The organism is Phenylobacterium sp. (assembly GCF_030697925.1).
Taxonomy (GTDB): domain Bacteria; phylum Pseudomonadota; class Alphaproteobacteria; order Caulobacterales; family Caulobacteraceae; genus Phenylobacterium.
Genome location: NZ_JAUYOJ010000229.1, coordinates 24,288 through 40,701 on the forward strand (window position 1 = coordinate 24,288; position 16,414 = coordinate 40,701).

At 69.7% G+C, this 16,414-nt stretch carries 14 protein-coding genes; 7 read left to right on the plus strand and 7 right to left on the minus strand.

The genetic code is table 11. The features are described 5' to 3' along the window. Positions 1-33 precede the first annotated feature (33 nt). The 4 genes from Q8Q88_RS22485 to Q8Q88_RS22500 form a co-directional block, all read right to left on the minus strand. The gene (locus Q8Q88_RS22485; RefSeq protein ID WP_305677413.1) at positions 34-792 is read right to left on the minus strand and encodes an ABC transporter permease; all 759 of its coding nucleotides are present in this window, start codon (positions 790-792) and stop codon (positions 34-36) included. Beyond that, positions 789-1,538, minus strand: a complete 750-nt coding sequence (locus tag Q8Q88_RS22490; RefSeq protein ID WP_305677414.1) for an ABC transporter ATP-binding protein — start codon at positions 1,536-1,538, stop codon at positions 789-791. Before Q8Q88_RS22490 ends, Q8Q88_RS22485 begins: the two co-directional genes overlap by 4 nt. Continuing rightward, entirely contained in the window at positions 1,535-2,539 is a 1,005-nt protein-coding gene (locus Q8Q88_RS22495) for an ABC transporter substrate-binding protein (protein ID WP_305677415.1), read from the minus strand. Before Q8Q88_RS22495 ends, Q8Q88_RS22490 begins: the two co-directional genes overlap by 4 nt. Positions 2,540-2,622: 83 nt before the next feature. Beyond that, entirely contained in the window at positions 2,623-4,719 is a 2,097-nt protein-coding gene (locus tag Q8Q88_RS22500; protein ID WP_305677416.1) for an ATP-binding protein, read from the minus strand. Positions 4,720-5,327: 608 nt separating this feature from the next. On the opposite strand from Q8Q88_RS22500, the gene Q8Q88_RS22505 reads away from it, so the two are divergent. Further along, positions 5,328-6,272 carry an SPOR domain-containing protein gene (locus Q8Q88_RS22505; RefSeq protein WP_305677417.1) on the plus strand — a complete coding sequence of 315 codons (945 nt, stop codon included), beginning with the start codon at positions 5,328-5,330 and terminating at the stop codon, positions 6,270-6,272. Here Q8Q88_RS22505 and Q8Q88_RS22510 read toward each other — a convergent pair. Further along, positions 6,269-8,068 (minus strand): ABC-F family ATP-binding cassette domain-containing protein, encoded by a 1,800-nt coding sequence (locus tag Q8Q88_RS22510; RefSeq protein ID WP_305677418.1) that lies wholly within the window; start codon positions 8,066-8,068, stop codon positions 6,269-6,271. The two genes, Q8Q88_RS22505 and Q8Q88_RS22510, sit on opposite strands and share 4 nt — an antisense overlap. A gap of 43 nt (positions 8,069-8,111) precedes the next feature. Continuing rightward, positions 8,112-10,292, minus strand: a complete 2,181-nt coding sequence (locus Q8Q88_RS22515) for a PBP1A family penicillin-binding protein (RefSeq protein WP_305677419.1) — start codon at positions 10,290-10,292, stop codon at positions 8,112-8,114. 47 nt (positions 10,293-10,339) lie between these two features. On the opposite strand from Q8Q88_RS22515, the gene Q8Q88_RS22520 reads away from it, so the two are divergent. Then, positions 10,340-10,804 (plus strand): YcgN family cysteine cluster protein, encoded by a 465-nt coding sequence (locus Q8Q88_RS22520; protein ID WP_305677420.1) that lies wholly within the window; start codon positions 10,340-10,342, stop codon positions 10,802-10,804. On the opposite strand, the gene Q8Q88_RS22525 is transcribed toward Q8Q88_RS22520, so the two are convergent. Next, the gene (locus tag Q8Q88_RS22525) at positions 10,801-11,229 is read right to left on the minus strand and encodes a DUF805 domain-containing protein (RefSeq protein WP_305677421.1); all 429 of its coding nucleotides are present in this window, start codon (positions 11,227-11,229) and stop codon (positions 10,801-10,803) included. The two genes, Q8Q88_RS22520 and Q8Q88_RS22525, sit on opposite strands and share 4 nt — an antisense overlap. A 142-nt stretch (positions 11,230-11,371) precedes the next feature. Here Q8Q88_RS22525 and Q8Q88_RS22530 point away from each other — a divergent pair, with 142 nt between their 5' ends. The 5 genes from Q8Q88_RS22530 (at position 11,372) to Q8Q88_RS22550 (ending at position 16,280) form a co-directional block, all read left to right on the plus strand. Beyond that, complete coding sequence (locus Q8Q88_RS22530; RefSeq protein WP_305677422.1) at positions 11,372-12,292, plus strand: J domain-containing protein; 921 nt, start codon at positions 11,372-11,374, stop codon at positions 12,290-12,292. Positions 12,293-12,378: 86 nt separating this feature from the next. Beyond that, positions 12,379-12,714 carry a PepSY domain-containing protein gene (locus Q8Q88_RS22535; protein ID WP_305677423.1) on the plus strand — a complete coding sequence of 112 codons (336 nt, stop codon included), beginning with the start codon at positions 12,379-12,381 and terminating at the stop codon, positions 12,712-12,714. A 9-nt stretch (positions 12,715-12,723) separates the two neighbouring features. After that, complete coding sequence (locus Q8Q88_RS22540) at positions 12,724-13,410, plus strand: response regulator transcription factor (protein ID WP_305677424.1); 687 nt, start codon at positions 12,724-12,726, stop codon at positions 13,408-13,410. Then, the gene (locus Q8Q88_RS22545; RefSeq protein WP_305677425.1) at positions 13,407-14,795 is read left to right on the plus strand and encodes a sensor histidine kinase; all 1,389 of its coding nucleotides are present in this window, start codon (positions 13,407-13,409) and stop codon (positions 14,793-14,795) included. The genes Q8Q88_RS22540 and Q8Q88_RS22545 overlap by 4 nt, the downstream gene beginning before the upstream one ends. An 87-nt stretch (positions 14,796-14,882) precedes the next feature. Continuing rightward, complete coding sequence (locus tag Q8Q88_RS22550) at positions 14,883-16,280, plus strand: hypothetical protein (RefSeq protein ID WP_305677426.1); 1,398 nt, start codon at positions 14,883-14,885, stop codon at positions 16,278-16,280. Positions 16,281-16,414: the final 134 nt, after the last annotated feature.

Genomic DNA, 16,414 nt, shown 5'->3' on the forward strand with positions numbered 1-16,414 from the left:
CCAAGCCGCTTAACCCCCGACTAACAGCTAAGCCTAACGGCCTCGCCACCATGTCAGGCCCGCGTGCTCAGCTCGGTCGAGGAGGGCGTGCAGCGCGACCCCCATCAGGCCCAGCACCACCAGGGCGGCGATCATGCGGGCGGTCTGCAGCTTGTTGCCGGCGTCGAGGATCTGCCAGGCGAGGCCGCGCACCCCGCCGGAGCCCGCGCTGAACTCGGCCACAACGGCGCCGATGATCGCCAGGCCCGCGCCCACCTTGTGGCCCTCCAGCAGGAACGGCACGGCCGACGGCAGCCGCAACCGCATCACCCGGCTCCAACGCCCGGCGCCATAGAGGTCGAACAGCCGCTCCAGGTCGCGGTCGGCGGCGTGCAGTCCGGTGATCGCCCCGGAGAAGATCGGGAAGAAGGCCACCAGCACCGCGAGCGCGATGATGGCCCTCTCTGGGTGGTCGATGCCGGCCCAGATCAGCACCAGGGGCGCGATGGCCACCACCGGGGTCACCTGCAGCACCGAGGCCAGGGGCCTGACAGCGGCTTCCAGCAGGGGGCTGAGGCCGACCACAACCGCCACAGCCATGGCCGCCAGGCTGGCGATGACCAGGGCGATGATCGCCGTCGACAGGGTGATCCAGGCCGCGGCCATGAGCACCGGCAGGTGCTCGACCAGCGCCAGCGCGACCGCCGATGGGGCGGGCAGGAAATAGGCCGGAACTCCCAGGGCCCGGACCGCGGCCTCCCACGCGCCCAGCAGGACGGCGATCAGGACGAAGGGCGCCAGGGCGCGGATCATGCCGCCAGCCCCGCGCCGCGGGTGAGCAGGCCGGTGACCTCCTCGACAGCCGTCCGGAAGCTTTCACAGATCCGGAACCCCGGGGGACGGGGCAGGGGCCCTTCCACCTGGGCGATCCCGGCGATCCGGCCGGGCCCGCGCGTCAGCACCATCACCCGGTCGGCCATGTAGACGGCCTCCTCCACATTGTGGGTGACGAAGACGATGGCCGGCCGCGAAGCCGCCCAGAGGGCCAGGACGTCGTCGGCCAACGCCCGGCGGGTGATCTCGTCCAGGGCCGCGAAGGGCTCGTCCAGCAGCAGCAGGCGCGGTTCGGTGACCAGGGCGCGGGCCAGCGAGGCCCGCATGGCCATGCCGCCGGAGAGGGTCGCCGGCCGAGCTAGCTCCGCCCCAGCCAGGCCCACCCGCGCCAGGGCCGCCACCGCGCGCTCGTAGGCCTGGGCGCGGGGCGCGCCGGAGAGCTCCAGCGGCAGGGCCACATTGGCCCGCGCGGTCAGCCAGGGCGCCAGGGTCGGCGCCTGGAACACCACCGCCGTCTCGCCGCGTCCAGGCGCCCGTCGGACGCGACCGCGGCTCGGCGCCTCGAGGCCGGCCAGCAGCCGCAAGGCCGTGGACTTGCCGCAGCCCGACGGACCCACGAGGGCCAGGATCTCGCCGGCCTCGACGCGGAGGTCGACGGGTCCGAGCACCGGCCCACGCGGACCGTACTCGACCTCGACATCTTCCAGGACGGCGACTGCGGTCACTTCGCCGCCGGGGCCACGAACTGCAGGGTGTAAGCGCGCTTGAAGTCCATATCCTTCGGATAGACCCCCTGCGACGACGCGACCTCGAAGAACTCAGCCCAGCGGGCGTCGGTCATGACGCCGATCCCGCCCGCCTGGGCGTCGCCGGACTCGACGATGCCGTAGGATTTCAGCTTCTCGCGCGCCTGGTCGAGGATGTCCTGGGTCATTTCCGGATTGTCCTCGCGGATCAGGGCGTCGGCGGCCTTGGGGTCGCCGTGGAGGTAGTCCTTCCAGCCCTGGGCCGTGGCCTCGACGAAGGCTTTCACCGCCGCCGGGTCCTTGGCGATCAGGCTGTCGGGGACCAGGATCATGGTGGCGTAGCCGGGATAGCCCTCATCGGCGAGCAGGAAGACCTTCGGTTTGATCCCGACGGTCTTCTCGATGGTGTAGGGCTCGCTGGTGACATAGCCTTGCTGGGCCACGCGCTTGTCGGCCAGGAACGGGGCGGCGTTGAAGGTGTACTTGCGCACCTGGTCGTCGGTGAAGTCGTACTTGGCCTTCAGCCACACCCAGAAGGCCGAGACCGAGGCGTCCGACAGCAGGATGGGATGGCCCCTCAGGTCGGCGATCTTCTCGATCCCCTGGCCGGGGTGGGCGATCAGCACCTGCGGGTCCTTCTGCATCATCGCCGCCACCGCCTTCACCGGCACGCCCTCCTGGGCGAGGTTCATGACGATGAAGCTGTTGGAGCCCATCCCCGCTTCGACCGCGCCGGAGGCCAGGAGCTGGGGCACGTTCACCCCCGGACCGCCCTGGACGATCTGCACGTCGAGCCCGCGCTTGGCGTACTCGCCCGAGGCCAGGGCCTGGTAGAAGCCACCGTGCTCAGCCTGGGCCCGCCAGTCGGTGGCGAAACGGATGGTGGTCCGGCCGGCCTGGATGGGGGGTTCCTGCTTGGCCGGAGAACAGGCGCAGACCAGGGCGGCGAGCGCGACGGCGGCGAGGCGCAAGAGTTTCATGGACATCCCCCAACTGGACCGGGCGCGAGCCTAGTCGGCGATGCGGACGCTTCCAAGGCCCGCGCCGCGCAGGAAGGGGATTTCTAGGCCGCGGCCTCGGCGGCGGGATTGTCCGACGCAGCCAACCACTTGGCGATGATGGCGTGCAGCGCCTGAATCTGGACGGGCTTGCCGATCGCGTCGTTCATCCCGGCCTTGAGACAGGCGGTCTCCATCTCCGGCATGACGTCGGCGCTCATGGCGATGATCGGGATCGTGGCGTTCGGCCCGCCCAGGGCGCGAATCTTGCGAGTTGCCTCCAGGCCGTCCATGCGCGGCATATGTACGTCCATCAGGATCAGGTCGCAGCCGCCCGAGCGCGCGGCCTCGACAGCCTCCTCGCCATTCTCGGCCAACACCACCTCGCAGCCCAGCAGGCCCAGCACCGTGGCGCCCAGTTCGCGGTTCATCGGATGGTCGTCGACCAGCATTATGCGGGCTCGCAGTTCCTCGGCGGCCGGCGCAGCGGCCTCCACGGCCGCGGCGACCTCGGCCTGGGCGGCGGGAATCTCGAACCAAAAGATCGAGCCGGCGCCCGATCCGCCGTCGACGCCGATCTGGCCGCTCATCAGCTCAGTCAAGCCCTTGCAGATGGCCAGACCCAGCCCCGTGCCGCCATGGGCGCGGCTGACGGAGGAATCCACCTGGCTGAAACGCTTGAACAGCCGCTCGATCTTGTCGGAGGGCACCCCCACGCCGGAGTCGGTGACCGTGAAGCGCAGGGCGAAATCGCTCTCGTTCTCGCGGACCTGGACGTCCAGACGCACCCGGCCAGTCTCAGTGAACTTGATGGCGTTGGACAACAGGTTCAGCAGGACCTGACGCACCCGCAGGTCATCGATCATCAGCGGTCGCTCGACCGGACCGATGAAGCCGAGCTGCAGATCCAAACCCTTGCGCCGGGCGGCCTCGGCGACGATGGCGAGCGAATCCTGAGCGAGAGCACGCGGGGTGACCGGGCGGCGCGCGAGTTCGACCTCGCCGGCCTCCATCTTGGAGAAGTCCAGGACGTCGTTGACGACGGTCAGCAGAGAGGCGCCGGCCCGGTCGATCAGGCTCAGCTGGCGGCGGGCGGCCTCGGGCAGATCGTCACGCCGCAGCAGCACCTCCGTGAAGCCAACGATCGAATTCATCGGCGTGCGGATCTCGTGGCTCATGGTGGCCAGGAACTCGGCCTTGGCCTGGCCGGCGGCGACGGCGCGGGCCTGGGCGGCGCGGGCGACCCGGGTGCGGCCGGCCCACAGGCGCTTGAGGCGCTTCTGGTCGGCGATGGCGAGCCCCATGGACAGGCTGGAGAAGAAGGAAATGGCGATCAGGAACTGCAGGCTGCGGGTCTTCTCCACCATCGTCCAGATCGCCCCAGTCGCCGGGCGAAAGTCGTTCAGCATGAGACCGGCGCCGATCGCCGCCAGGACGAGCGCCGAAACCGCCGCCCCGCGCGGGCCCAGCCGGACGGCGATCAGGGTCAGGATGGGAAACACCATCAACGGCATGGGGAAGCGGATGGGCAGGAAGCAAAGGACGCTGGCCGCCGCGATCAGGCCGTAAAGACCGACCTGCTCCAGGACCGAACGCCGGAAGTCCTCGCTGAGGTCGCGCCGGGAAACCATCAGGATGACCGGCAGCACGATCGCCACACCCAGGGCGTGGGAGTAGAACCAGGGGCCCAGGACCTCGTTGAAGCTGCGCCCGAACAGGGTCAGCGCGTCGGCCGCCAGCACGGCGCTGGCCGCCGTGGCCGGCGCCACGGCGAAGCCGATCAGCCGCGCCACCCGCTTCAGGCTGGTCAGCCGCATGGTCTGGCCGCAGGTCTTGTGGGCCAGCCAGGCGGTGGCAAGGGACTCGCCCAGGCAAAGCAGCGAGAAGGCCAGGCCGATCAGGGGCGGGTTGATCCGCAGATTGTACAGGAATTGGAAGGCGAAACAGATCGCGGCGACACCGAATCCCCAGCGACGCGGCAGGAGCAGCAAGGCGGCGGCCACGATGCCGCTGCCGAGCCAGATCGTCGCCACGCCGCCCGCGGCGCGGGTCAGGCTCAAACCGAACACCACGCTCGCCGCGAACCCCATGATCAGGACCACGCTCAGCGCCAGGTGGCGTGATCGGCCGGCGCTCGGGCGCTTGGTGTTCTCCCGGGTCATGCGGCGATTTTCGCGCGGTGTGGCGACCAAAGCCTTAAGGATGACGGCCAAACGTCAGTATGTCGCATGTGCGCATAGCAAGAGGGCGACGCCACGGTCGCCCGGTGCGTCGCCCTCTAATCCAGATCCGTTGGGGGATCTGCGCCTTCAAGGTCGGTCGGCGACTTCGATCACGGGCTTCCCCGCAGGTTTCCGTCGCAACCGTTGTCCCTGGAGGGCCGGTCTCCGGGTCGCCCCAGTTTCCGTCCTCCGAGAACCTTCCGCTCGTCTGGCGGTCCGGTTTCCCGGTCCGCCCGCGCCGCGGTCCCTCTCGGCCCCTTGACGTTCCCACCACACCCGCTATGACGCAAGCGCCCGACCTTGCCGTGGTGTGGGCGACGCCGCTGGAATCGGTGGAAGGCCTGTGGACAGGTCGGGGATTTCGGCGAAATTCATCAGTTATTTCAAACTCTAAAATAATCCACAGGATTGCTGCGCCGATGGTTCGGCGCGCGTCGTCGCCGGTTTTGGAGCCGGTGGTCTGGAGCGCGGCGGCGATCTGTGCGACGACGACGTGACACGGTTAAGATCGCGCGTTGGCAGGTCCGCGGCGGTTCGCGGGGGCAGGGATGAGCATTCAGGGTCTGGGCGCCGGCCTGGCGGTCGCCGTCGTTCTGTCAGGCGCCTCGGCGGCCCAGGATTTCGATGGGTCCCTGAGCGCGGCCGAGCGCCGGGCGGTGGCCGCCAGCGGCCTGCCGCGCGCGCAGGTGGTTTCGATCAAGCGCGACCTGGTGGTTGCGATCCAGAACCGCGGAACGACCAAGGGCGGGGTCCTGTTCGAGGGCGTCCAGCTGCGCGGCGAGGCGGTGAGCGCCGAGGCCGGTCGCAATCTGGGTTACCGCTCCATGCGCTCGACGGTGAACGTGGACTGCGCGCGTCGCCGCGACATGGTCCTGCGGATGACCATCTATCCGGAGCCGAACGGCAAGGGCGAACCGATCCTGCGCCAGGTTCCGGGCGGCTGGATCCAGCCCTCGCCCAGCGCCTTCATGTCCGACGTGATCGCCTCGATCTGCAGCGACGCGCCCAGCGCGGTGATGGCGTCGCCCGAGCGGCCGCCGCCGCCGGCCACGCCCAAGGCGGCCCCGCCGCCGGTCCGAGCGCCGGAGCCGGCTGCGCCGCAACCGATCGCCGCCGCCGAAGACTCAGAGACCATCGCCACCGCCGTGAGCGCCCGCCGACGCCTGCTCATGCCGCCCGGCGAGCCGGCCGCCGCACCGTCGCCGTCGCAACCCATTGTCGCGGCCGGATCCGCTCCACCGCCGCTCCCAACACCGACGGCCAGCGGCAATTTCAAGGTCCAGATCGTCGCGGTCGGCACGGCGCGTCAGGCCGAAAACGCCTTGGCCGAACTCGGCCCTCTGCCCGAGCCGCTGCGCAAGAGCGTCGAGCTGGCCACGGTTGACGGCCGCATCTTCCACCGCGCCCTGGTCACCGGCTTCACCAACCGCGCCGAGGCGAAGCTGTTCTGCGAGGTGGTCGTCGAGGCGGGCGGAGTCTGCTTTGTCCGCTAGCGGCCGGCTTCCAGCGCCTCGCGGCGTTCTTCCAGCTCCAGCCAGGCTTCTTCCGAAGCGGCCAGTTCGGCGCGGGCGGCTTCCAGGGCCTTGTTGATCGTCTGGAACTTGGCCGGATCGCGGGTGTAGAGCGCTGGGTCGTGCAGGTCGGCCTCCATCTTGGCGATCTTGCCGGGCAGGGCGGAGATCGCGGCCTCCAGCTCCTGCAGCCGGCGCTGGTCCTTGTAGGAGAGCTTGGTCGGCTTGGCCGCTTCGCTCCTGGCCGGTGCGGGCTTGGCGGCGGCCGACGCGGCCTTCGCCGCGATGGCCTGGAAGAAGCCGGGGTTCTGGGACAGGAAGTCCTGCCATCCGCCCGGCGTCTCGACCACCTTGCCGCGGCCGTCGAGGGCGATGGTGGAGGTGGCCAGCCGGTCGATGAAGTCGCGATCGTGGCTGACCAGGATCAGGGTTCCCTCATAGTCGGCCAACAGGTCTTCGAGCAGGTCGAGGGTGTCCATGTCGAGATCGTTGGTCGGCTCGTCCAGGACGATCAGGTTGGCCGGCGTGGCCAGCGCCCGGGCCAGCAGCAGGCGGTTGCGCTCTCCCCCCGACAGGCTGCGCACCGGCTGGCGAAGCTGGTTGTCGGTGAACAGGAATTCGCGGGCGTAGGAGGCCACGTGCTTGGGCTGGCCGCGGACCATGACCTGGTCGCCGCCCAGCGGGGTCAGGACGTCGCGCAGCAGCATCTCCGGCTTCAGGTCGGCGCGGGCCTGGTCGATATAGGCCACGTCCAGATTGACCCCGAGATTGACGCTGCCCGCGTCGGGCGGGATCTCGCCCAGCAGCAGCTTGACCAGGGTGGTCTTGCCCGCCCCGTTGGGGCCGACGATGGCCACCCGGTCGCCGCGCAGGATGCGGGTGGAGAAGCCCTTCAGCAGGGTGCGGTCGCCATAGGTCTTCTCGATGCCCTTCACCTCGGCCACGCGCTGGCCCGAGGTCCCGGAGGAGGCGATGTTCATGGAGAGCGACCCACGCGCCTCCTTCAGCCGCTCGGCCTTGGTCTGGCGCAGGTCCATTAGGGCGCGGCGGCGGCCCTCGTTACGGGCCCGGCGTCCGGTGACGCCGCGCTGCAGCCAATACTCCTCGCGCTCCAGCTGCTTGTCGAGGCGGCGCCCCTCCTCGGCCTCGGCGGCTAGGATGCGCTCGACCCAGTCGTCGAAGTGCTTGAAGCCCTTGTCCAGGCGGCGGACCCTGCGGTGCTCCAGCCAGAACGAACGGTTGGTGGTGCGCTCCAGGAAGGCGCGGTCGTGGCTGACGATCAGCAGGGCGGCCTTGGACTTGGAGAGCTCGGCTTCCAGGGTCTCGATGGCCAGGATGTCCAGGTGGTTGGTCGGTTCGTCCAGCAGCAGGATGTCGGGCTGCTCGGCGACGGCGCGGGCCAGGGCCGTACGCCGGATCTCTCCGCCCGACAGGCCGGAAGTGGACTTGGCCGGATCGACGCCGAACAGGGCCAGGGCCGCCTCGGCCTCGTGGGGGGCCGCGCCGCCGGCGGTGGCGTGGTCCAGCAGGGTCGCGCCGACGATCTCCGGCTCCTGGGGCACATAGGCCACGCGGGTTCCGGGCTGGATGGCGCGCTCACCGTCGTCAGCCTGGACCTGGCCGGCGAGGATCCGCAGCAGGGTCGACTTGCCCGCCCCGTTGCGGCCCACCAGGCAGGCGCGCGAGCGCGGCTCGACGGCCAGGTCGACGCCGTCGAACAGCATCTTGGGCCCGTCGGCGAGGCGGACGTCCTTGAGCGCGAGAATGGGGGGCTTCATGCGGGGAGGGACATAGCCGCGACCGGCCAGCTTACCAAGCCCGTCAGTTCGGGAGGCGCTCGTCGCGATAGGGCTCGGGATCGCGCGGATAGGGCTCGGGCTCGGCTGGCGGCTCAGCGACCGACGGTTCCGGTTCCGGCTCGGCCACCTGGGAGAACTCATCGGCCAGGTCGTCATAGAAGGCGTTGCGCGGATCGTCCTGGTAGTCCACAGGCCCGCCGGGCGCGAATTCGCCCTCGCCACCCTCGGGATCGGGCAGCAGCCAGTCGAACTCGCGCACCGGCAGGGTCTCGTGGGCGACCAGCATGTAGCGCCGCCAGATCTCGGCCGCGACCTCGCCACCGGTGACCCGGTTCATCGGCCGGTCGTCATCGTGACCGACCCAGACCCCGGCGGTCATGTCGGGGGTGAAGCCGATGAACCAGGCGTCGCGCCAGTTCTGGCTGGTCCCGGTCTTGCCGGCCGCCGGCCGGCCGATCGCCGCCCCCGTGCCGGTGCCCGAGGTGATCACCTTCATCATCATCCGCACCATCATGCTGGCGCGCGGCAGGTCGTAGACCGGAACCGGAGAGGCGGTCTGGTGGCTGAACACCGGCTGACCGCTCACGGTCTGGATCTCGTCGATGACATAGGGGGTGATGCGGTTCCCGGCCTGCTGGAACACCTGGTAGCCCGAGACCATCTGGATCAGCGGGACCTCATAGGCGCCGAGCGTCACCGACAGGTTGGGGTTGGCCGGGATCGTGGTCAGGCCGAAGCGCTTGGCCAGTTCCCCGATCGCCGCCGTGCCGGCCTCGTAGCCCAGCTTCACCGCCACCGTGTTGATGGAGAGCGCGAGCGCGGTGCTCACGCTGACCGGGCCGCGATAGCCGCCGCCGTAATTGCCCGGGCTCCAGTCGCCGTACCTCACCGGGCCGTCGATGCGGGTGTCGGACGGCAATATGCCGTGCTCCAGGGCCGCGGCGTAGATGAAGGGCTTGAAGGACGACCCCGGCTGGCGCCTGGCCTGGACGGCGCGGTTGAAGACGCTTTGGCTGTAGTCGACCCCGCCGACCATGGCGCGGATCGCGCCGCGCTCGTCAATGGCCAGCAGGGCGCCCTGGCTGGGACCGCCGCGTCCCTGTCCAGCCACCACGGCGCGCAGGGCCGAGGCGCCGGCGGCCTGCAGGCGCGGATCGATGGTCAGGCGCACCATCAGGTCGGGGGAGTTGGGTCCGACCATGGCCAGGACCTCGTTGGTCGCATAGTCGAGGACGTAGCCATCGTCGCCGCCGTCGGCCATCGCCCGCGAACCGATCCTGGGTCGCTCGGCCAGGGCGGTCTGGAGCTGGGCGTCGGTGATCCAGGTCTCCTCGCGCATCCGCCGCAGCACCAGGCGCTGGCGCACCTGGGCGCGCTCCATGTTCCGGTGCAGCGCCATGCGCGAGGGCGCCTTGGGCAGGGCCGCCAGCAGGGCGGCCTCGCCCAGGGTGAGCTGGCTGGCCGGCTTGTCGAAATAGGTCCGGGCCGCCCCGTCCAGGCCGAAGGTGTTGGCCCCGAAATAGATGCGGTTGAGATAGAGCTCGAGCACCTCGTCCTTGGTCAGCATGGCCTCCAGGCGATAGGCGAGCGCCGCCTCCTGGATCTTGCGCCTCAGCGTCTGGTCCGGGGCGAGGAACATGTTCTTGGTGATCTGCTGGGCTAGGGTCGAGCCGCCCTCGACGACCGCGCCGGCCTTGTAATTGGCGTGGGCGGCGCGGGCGATGGCCCAGACGTCGACGGCGCCGTGCTTGTAGAAGCGCCTGTCCTCGGCCGCCAGGAAGGCATACGGGACATGGGCGGGCAGCTCGGCCACCCGGACCCGGTCGCCGTATTTCGGACCGCGCGAGGCGATCAGGGTTCCGCTTCGGTCGAAGAACTTGATCGCCGGCGCCCTGTTGATCGCGTAGAGCCGTTCGCGGCCGGGCAGGGGCGGCAGATCGGTCAGAAAGACCTGCTGCAGGTAGTAGGCGCCCCCCGCGGCGGCGAGCGCCACGGCGGCAATCAGGACGATCAGCAGCTTGACCAGCCAGCCCATTCGGCGGCGCGGCGGCTTGCCGCCGGACGGCGGAGCACCCTTGCCTTTCTTGGCCGGGCGCGGCAGGTCGGCGCGGAACGGCGTCCCGGCGTCCGGCTCGGGCGCGGGCTTGCCTCCAGGCCGCAGGCCTTCCGGTCGCCCGTTCGGATGGTCGTTCTCGTCGGTCACGGATATTCTGGGCCGGTCGGGCTCGTTGGATGCAGGACGCCCATAGCATGGCTTCGAGACCTTTCTGGGAAACGAAAGCCCTCACGCACATGACCGTGCGCGAGTGGGAGAGCCTGTGCGACGGCTGCGGCCTGTGCTGCCTGGTGCGGTTCGAGGACGAGGATTCGGGCGAGGTGATCCCCACCCGGGTCCACTGCAAGCTGTTCGATCCCGACAAATGCACCTGCACCGACTATGCGAACCGCAAGCGCCACGTGCCCGACTGCATCAAGCTGACGCCGCACAATATCGACGCCCTGGCCTGGATGCCGCTGAGCTGCGCCTATCGGCGGATCAATGAGGGGCGAGGGTTGGCCGACTGGCATCCGCTGGTCTCGGGAGATCCCGAGAGCGTCCACGCCGCCGGGGTTTCGGTGCGCGGCCAGACCATCAACGAGGACACCCTGCCGGAGCCGGAGGACGCCATGGACTACGCGGCCTGGGACCTCATGGAGGAGCGCGGCAGGGACTAGTACTCGGCTTGGTATTCGGGCGGCTCCCCGAAGCGGTTCTCGCGGCGGGAGCCCGGCTTGGAGCCGACGAAGGCCAGCAGGCCCAGGGTGAAGCCCATGGCGCAGGCCATGGGCACGGAGAATCCGACCAGGCGCAGGGCCGAAGGCGTTCCCTCGGCGCCGCCGATGAAGCTGAATACGATCCCGCCGATCACCAGGGCCGCGCCGACCGCCAGAGCCCAGAAGCCGGATCGATTGACGTCGTGCAGGCGTTTGACCAGCAAGGCGCCCTGCAGATACCCCCAGATCGCCCAGCCGAGATAATTCAGCACCCACCCGCCGGTCAGGTACTGATAGACGAGCAGCAACAGGAACAACCCGGCGGAGGACAGCAGGAAGACCGCCCGTCCGATCCGACCCGTGAACGAAAACAGCACCGCGCCCATGACGCCCCCGCTAAAGCGACAGCCTAGACTCGGCGCGCGCCCATGGATGTGATATTTTTGCCACAATAGAGCTTGCGCCCCGCTGCAAACCGCCTAATTGAAGGCCCTACACCTTCCCCCCCTTCCACGAGGTTCCTTTCCCTTGGCGCGCGATCCCTATCAGGAGCTGGGCGTGTCTCGCGGCGCGAGCGCCGACGAGATCCGCAAGGCGTTCCGAAAACTCGCCAAGCAGCATCACCCTGACGCCAATCCCGGAAACAAGGCCGCCGAGGATCGCTTCAAACAGGTGAGCGCGGCCTTCGACATCCTGGGCGATCTTGAGAAGCGCAAGAAATTCGACGCCGGCGAGATCGACGCCGACGGCCGCGAGACCATGCGCGGCTTCGGCGGCGGCGGTAGTCCCTGGGGCGGCCAGCAGGGCGGTCAGTGGAACACCAGCCGCGGCGGCCCGGAGGGCATGGAGAGCGGTGACCTGGGCGACCTGTTCAGCGAGATCCTGGGCCGGCGCGGCCAGGGCGGTGGATTTGGCGGCTTCTCCCAGCGTGGCGCCGACGTGCGCGCCAAGCTGGAGATCGACCTGGAGGAGACCATCCACGGCGCCAAGAAGCGCATCGGCTTCTCCGACGGCCGCACCATCGACGTCACCATCCCCAAGGGCGCCGAGGAGGGCCAGACCCTGCGTCTGAAGGGCCAGGGGTCGCCGGGCCGCGCGGGGCCGGGCGACGCCTTCATCGAGCTTTCGGTCAAGCCCCACCCGATCTTCCGCCGCGAGGGCTCGGCCCTGGTCATGGATCTGCCCATCAGCATTCCCGACGCCGTACTGGGCGGGAAGGTCGAGGCGCCCACCCCCGACGGCGTGGTCTCGCTCACCATTCCCAAGGACGCCAATAGCGGCCAGTCCCTGCGGCTGAAGGGCCGTGGGCTCTCGGACGCCCGCGGCAAGCGCGGCGACCTGCTGGGCCGCATCGTGCTGATGCTGCCCGACAAGCCCGACTCCGAGCTGGAAGCCTTCGCCGAACGCTGGCGTAAGGATCGCCCCTATACGCCGCGCCGCAAAGGATAGGCCCCGCGGCGTGACAGACCGCCGCAACCCCTGCATAAACCCGCTATTCAGGCCCGGTTCAGTGATCGGGCGTTAGATTTAGCGCCATGAAGCGTCTGTTCGTCATCGCCGCCCTGCTGGCCGCCGTCCCTTTCGGGGCGCACGCGCAGCGTGGGCCGGACTTCGACCGGCCGTCGTACGGCGGCGGTCGCGGGGACCAGGACACCGCGCGCGAAGCTGTGCGCGGCGGCCGCCAGGTGCCGCTGTCGCAGGTGATCGCCATGATCTCCGCGCGCACGCCGGGCCGTCAACTCAACACCACCCAGGGTGAATTCGGGGGCCGCTCGGCCTATTTCGTCCAGTGGCAGACCAATGACGGCCGGGTCATCATCTTCATCGTCGACGCCCAGAGCGGCGCGATACTCTCCCGCCAAGGCGGCTAAGGGGTTCCCATGCGCATCCTGCTGGTCGAGGACGATCCGGACCTTTCGCGGCAACTCAAGGCGGCGCTCGGCGACGCCGGTTACGCGGTCGACCACGCCCCCGATGGCGAAGAGGCCCAGTTCCTGGGTGAGACCGAGCCCTATGACGCCGTGATCCTGGACCTGGGCCTGCCCAAGGTGGACGGCGTCTCGGTGCTGGAGCGCTGGCGGCGCGGGAACGTGGCCACACCGGTGCTGATCCTCACCGCCCGCGGCGCCTGGAGCGAGAAGGTCGCCGGTTTCGACGCCGGCGCCGACGACTATCTGACCAAGCCCTTCCACACCGAGGAACTGCTGGCCCGGCTTCGCGCCCTGCTGCGGCGTTCGGCGGGCCACGCGGCGCCCAGCCTCTCCATCGGCGGCCTGCGGCTGGATCCGCGCGCGGCGCGGGCCACGGTGAACGGCGAGCCTCTGCGGCTGACCTCGCTCGAATACCGCCTGCTGCACTATCTGATGATGCATGAGGGCCGGGTGATCAGCCGCACGGAGCTGGTCGAGCACCTGTACGACCAGGACTTCGACCGCGACTCCAACACCATCGAGGTGTTCATCGGCCGGGTGCGCAAGAAGATCGGCGCCGACCGGATCGAGACCGTGCGGGGCCTCGGCTACCGCCTGACCGCGCCCGCCGAGGAGTTGGGCGGCGCCGCGACGTGACCCTCGAGGCCCTGAGCCGTCCCTCCCTCGTCCGGCGGCTGGTGATCCTGGCGGCCGGATGGACGCTCGCGGTGCTGATGGTCTCGGCCATCGTGCTGGCCCTGCTGTTCCAGCAGGCGGCGATCCGGCGGTTCGACCAGGGGCTGGCCGAGCTGATCGACAACCTCACCGCCGGCGCCTCGATCGACGACCGGGGCCAGGTCATCGCCCCGGCCCTCACCGATCTGCGGGCCCTGCGCGCCTATTCAGGCAAGTATTGGCAGATCGCCGAGCCGACCCCGCAGGGCGGCATCCACGTGCTGGTGCGCTCGCGCTCCCTGTGGGACTCCGAACTCGAGGCGCCGGCCGACATCGCCGCGCAGCTCCGCAGCCGGCCAGGCCAGCCGGTTTCCTACGACACCCGCGACGAGCTCAATAAGCCCCTGCGGGCCATGGCCACCCAGGTGAAACTGCCCAATCGCGCCGCACCGGTGATCTTCATGGCCGCCGAGGACCGCGGCCCCGTGGACCGCGACGTGCGCGGCTTCATCACCGCCACGGCCGTGGTCTTCGTCCTGCTGGGCGTCGGCATGGTGGCCGCGGTGGTGATCCAGGTCCGGGTGGGCCTGAACCCGCTGTTCGCCCTACGCCGCGAGGTGGCCTCGGTGCGGCGGGGCAACGCCGAGCGTGTCGTGCGGGTCTATCCCACGGAACTCTCACCCCTGGCCGACGAGCTCAACGCCCTGATGGCCCACAATCAGGAGGTCGTGGAACGCCAGCGCACCCATGTGGGCAACCTGGCCCACGCGCTGAAGACGCCGCTGTCGGTGATGCTGACCGAGGCGCGCCAGACCAAGGGCTCGCTGGCCGGCGTGGTCGAGGAGCAAGCCGAGGCCATGCGCCAGCAGGTCGACCACCACCTGCGCCGCGCGCGCGCGGCCGCCCGCACCCAGGGCTCGGGCGAACGGACGCCGGTCGCCGAGGTGCTGGACGAATTGTCGCGGACCCTGGAGCGGATCTTCGTCGACAAGGGGGTGGTCATCGACTGGGACGCCCCCGACGACCTCTACTTCCTGGGCGAGCGCCAGGATCTGCTGGAGCTGGCCGGCAACGCCATGGAGAACGCCGGCAAGTGGTGCAAGGCCAAGGTCCGCATCCGCACGACGCCGATTTCCCCAGAACGCTTCCGGCTTTCCATCGAGGACGACGGCCCCGGCCTGACCCCCGAGGAGCGCGAGGAGGTGGTGCGGCGCGGCGCGCGGCTGGACGAGAGCGCGCCCGGATCGGGACTGGGCCTCTCCATTATCGACGAACTGGCCCGGGCCTACGGCGGTTCGCTGGCCTTGGGCCCGTCGCGGCTGGGCGGGCTTCTGGTCGAGTTGGACCTGCCCCGTGCTGAAGCTTGAAATGGTTTGGTTTTCGGAAAGCCTTAACCGGCGGCAAGCATAAGTGGTCCAAGCGCGGATTGTGACCGCGCCTGGAGTTTCCCCCCGATGGCCGGGCTGCCCGACGCCAAGATCGACATCGTCCGCAACCTCGTCGAGCACGCGCCCGACAAGGTGGTCACCGGCTTGCAGAACGCGCTTGCCGCCGCGGCGGGCGACACGGCCCTGGCCGGGGTGCGGCGGGTGGTCGAGGCTGAGGTCGCCGACCGCAACCTGCGCAACCGCGTGCTGGAGCCCATCGCCCCCCTGTTCACGGGCGACGCCGCCGACCAGGCCCGCATCGCCTTCCCGCGCGCGGCCCTTGCCCTCATCTGGCGCGGGCTGAAGGCCCAGGCGCCGTTCGAAGTGGCCAGCGCCGCCCGGGCGCTGGTGGAATATCGCCCCGGAGCCAGCTCCACCGAACCCTTCGACATCCTGACCCAGATGGCCGCGGACGGCCTGCGAGCGGGAGAACAGCGCGACTTCATCGCGGCCATCGACGCCATTGAGCCGACCCGGCCCGGCGGGACCCAGCACCTGCTCTCCTGCCTGACCCTGGCGCCGATCGTGCGCCAGGCGACCCTTCGGCTGCCCGAATGGATCGGCCGGTTCAACGAGGAGCACGCCGCCGCCGCGCGGGTGGCCTACAAGGACGCCGGCCTCGAGGCCGAGGATGCCGGCCCGCGGTTCTTCGAGATGCTCTCGGCTCAGCTCGCCGAGCCCTGGACCATCCTGCGGGTGGTTTCGGCGGTCATGGACCGGCCGAACGAGCACTACCTGGCCGACTCCGAGCTGGCGATCTTCGCGATCCGGCTGATGGACGCCATCGACGCCAATCTGAAGAAGGTCGCCGACTTCGATCTGAACAGCGGGCCGCCCGGCGGGCTGGCCGCGGCGGCCACGGTGGAGACCCTGACCCTGCAGATCGCCGAGATGGAGAACTCCATCGAGCTGTCGCGCGAGAGCGGCTGGGGCTTCCGCGTCCAGAAGCAGAAACAGACCCTGGCGGCCGTCGTCGAGGGCCGCTTGCGTGAGTTGGACAAGGTCCTGGGCGCGGCCCTGCCCAACCACAAGGTCCGGGTGGCGCGGATGATGCGCACCGAGCCGCGCCTGACCCTGGAGCCTGACGCCAAGCTGGTCGACCGCTGCCGCACCCTGCTGGCCTTCGCCGAGGCCATCCGGCCCAGCGCCAACTATGGCGGTTTCGCCTCGACCCGCGCCAAGGTGATGGAGAAGGCCGGCGAGAGCTTGGACACCTATGTCGAGGAAGTCCTGTCTCTGGTGCGCGACAATGAGGTCCCCGATCGGGAGATCGCCGCGCGCTTCCTGCAGATCGCCGCCGAGTTCGCCGCCCCCGTCCACGAACCCCGCGCCGGGGACATCGTGCGCCGCCGTGCGGCCACCGCCTTCGGCGCCAGGAAGCCGGCGCCGCAGGTCTTCGCCGAGGACCCGGCCAAGCCGGTCTAGGCGGTAGTGACGATTTAGGATTCCCTGACTGGCGCTGTTCTGATTCAACGCTTCTCTTTGGAGGGTGTGTTGGAAGGCGAGGTTCTTCGGGACGATCAGTGGGCGCGGATCGAGCCGTTCGTGCCGGGCGGTCG

Coding starts and splice junctions, on each gene's coding strand:
- Q8Q88_RS22485 (WP_305677413.1), bottom strand. CDS start 792: ATGATCCGCGCCCTGGCGCCCTTCGTCCTGATCGCCGTCCTGCTGGGC.
- Q8Q88_RS22495 (WP_305677415.1), bottom strand. CDS start 2,539: ATGAAACTCTTGCGCCTCGCCGCCGTCGCGCTCGCCGCCCTGGTCTGC.
- Q8Q88_RS22500 (WP_305677416.1), bottom strand. CDS start 4,719: ATGACCCGGGAGAACACCAAGCGCCCGAGCGCCGGCCGATCACGCCAC.
- Q8Q88_RS22505 (WP_305677417.1), top strand. CDS start 5,328: ATGAGCATTCAGGGTCTGGGCGCCGGCCTGGCGGTCGCCGTCGTTCTG.
- Q8Q88_RS22510 (WP_305677418.1), bottom strand. CDS start 8,068: ATGAAGCCCCCCATTCTCGCGCTCAAGGACGTCCGCCTCGCCGACGGG.
- Q8Q88_RS22520 (WP_305677420.1), top strand. CDS start 10,340: ATGGCTTCGAGACCTTTCTGGGAAACGAAAGCCCTCACGCACATGACC.
- Q8Q88_RS22525 (WP_305677421.1), bottom strand. CDS start 11,229: ATGGGCGCGGTGCTGTTTTCGTTCACGGGTCGGATCGGACGGGCGGTC.
- Q8Q88_RS22535 (WP_305677423.1), top strand. CDS start 12,379: ATGAAGCGTCTGTTCGTCATCGCCGCCCTGCTGGCCGCCGTCCCTTTC.
- Q8Q88_RS22540 (WP_305677424.1), top strand. CDS start 12,724: ATGCGCATCCTGCTGGTCGAGGACGATCCGGACCTTTCGCGGCAACTC.
- Q8Q88_RS22550 (WP_305677426.1), top strand. CDS start 14,883: ATGGCCGGGCTGCCCGACGCCAAGATCGACATCGTCCGCAACCTCGTC.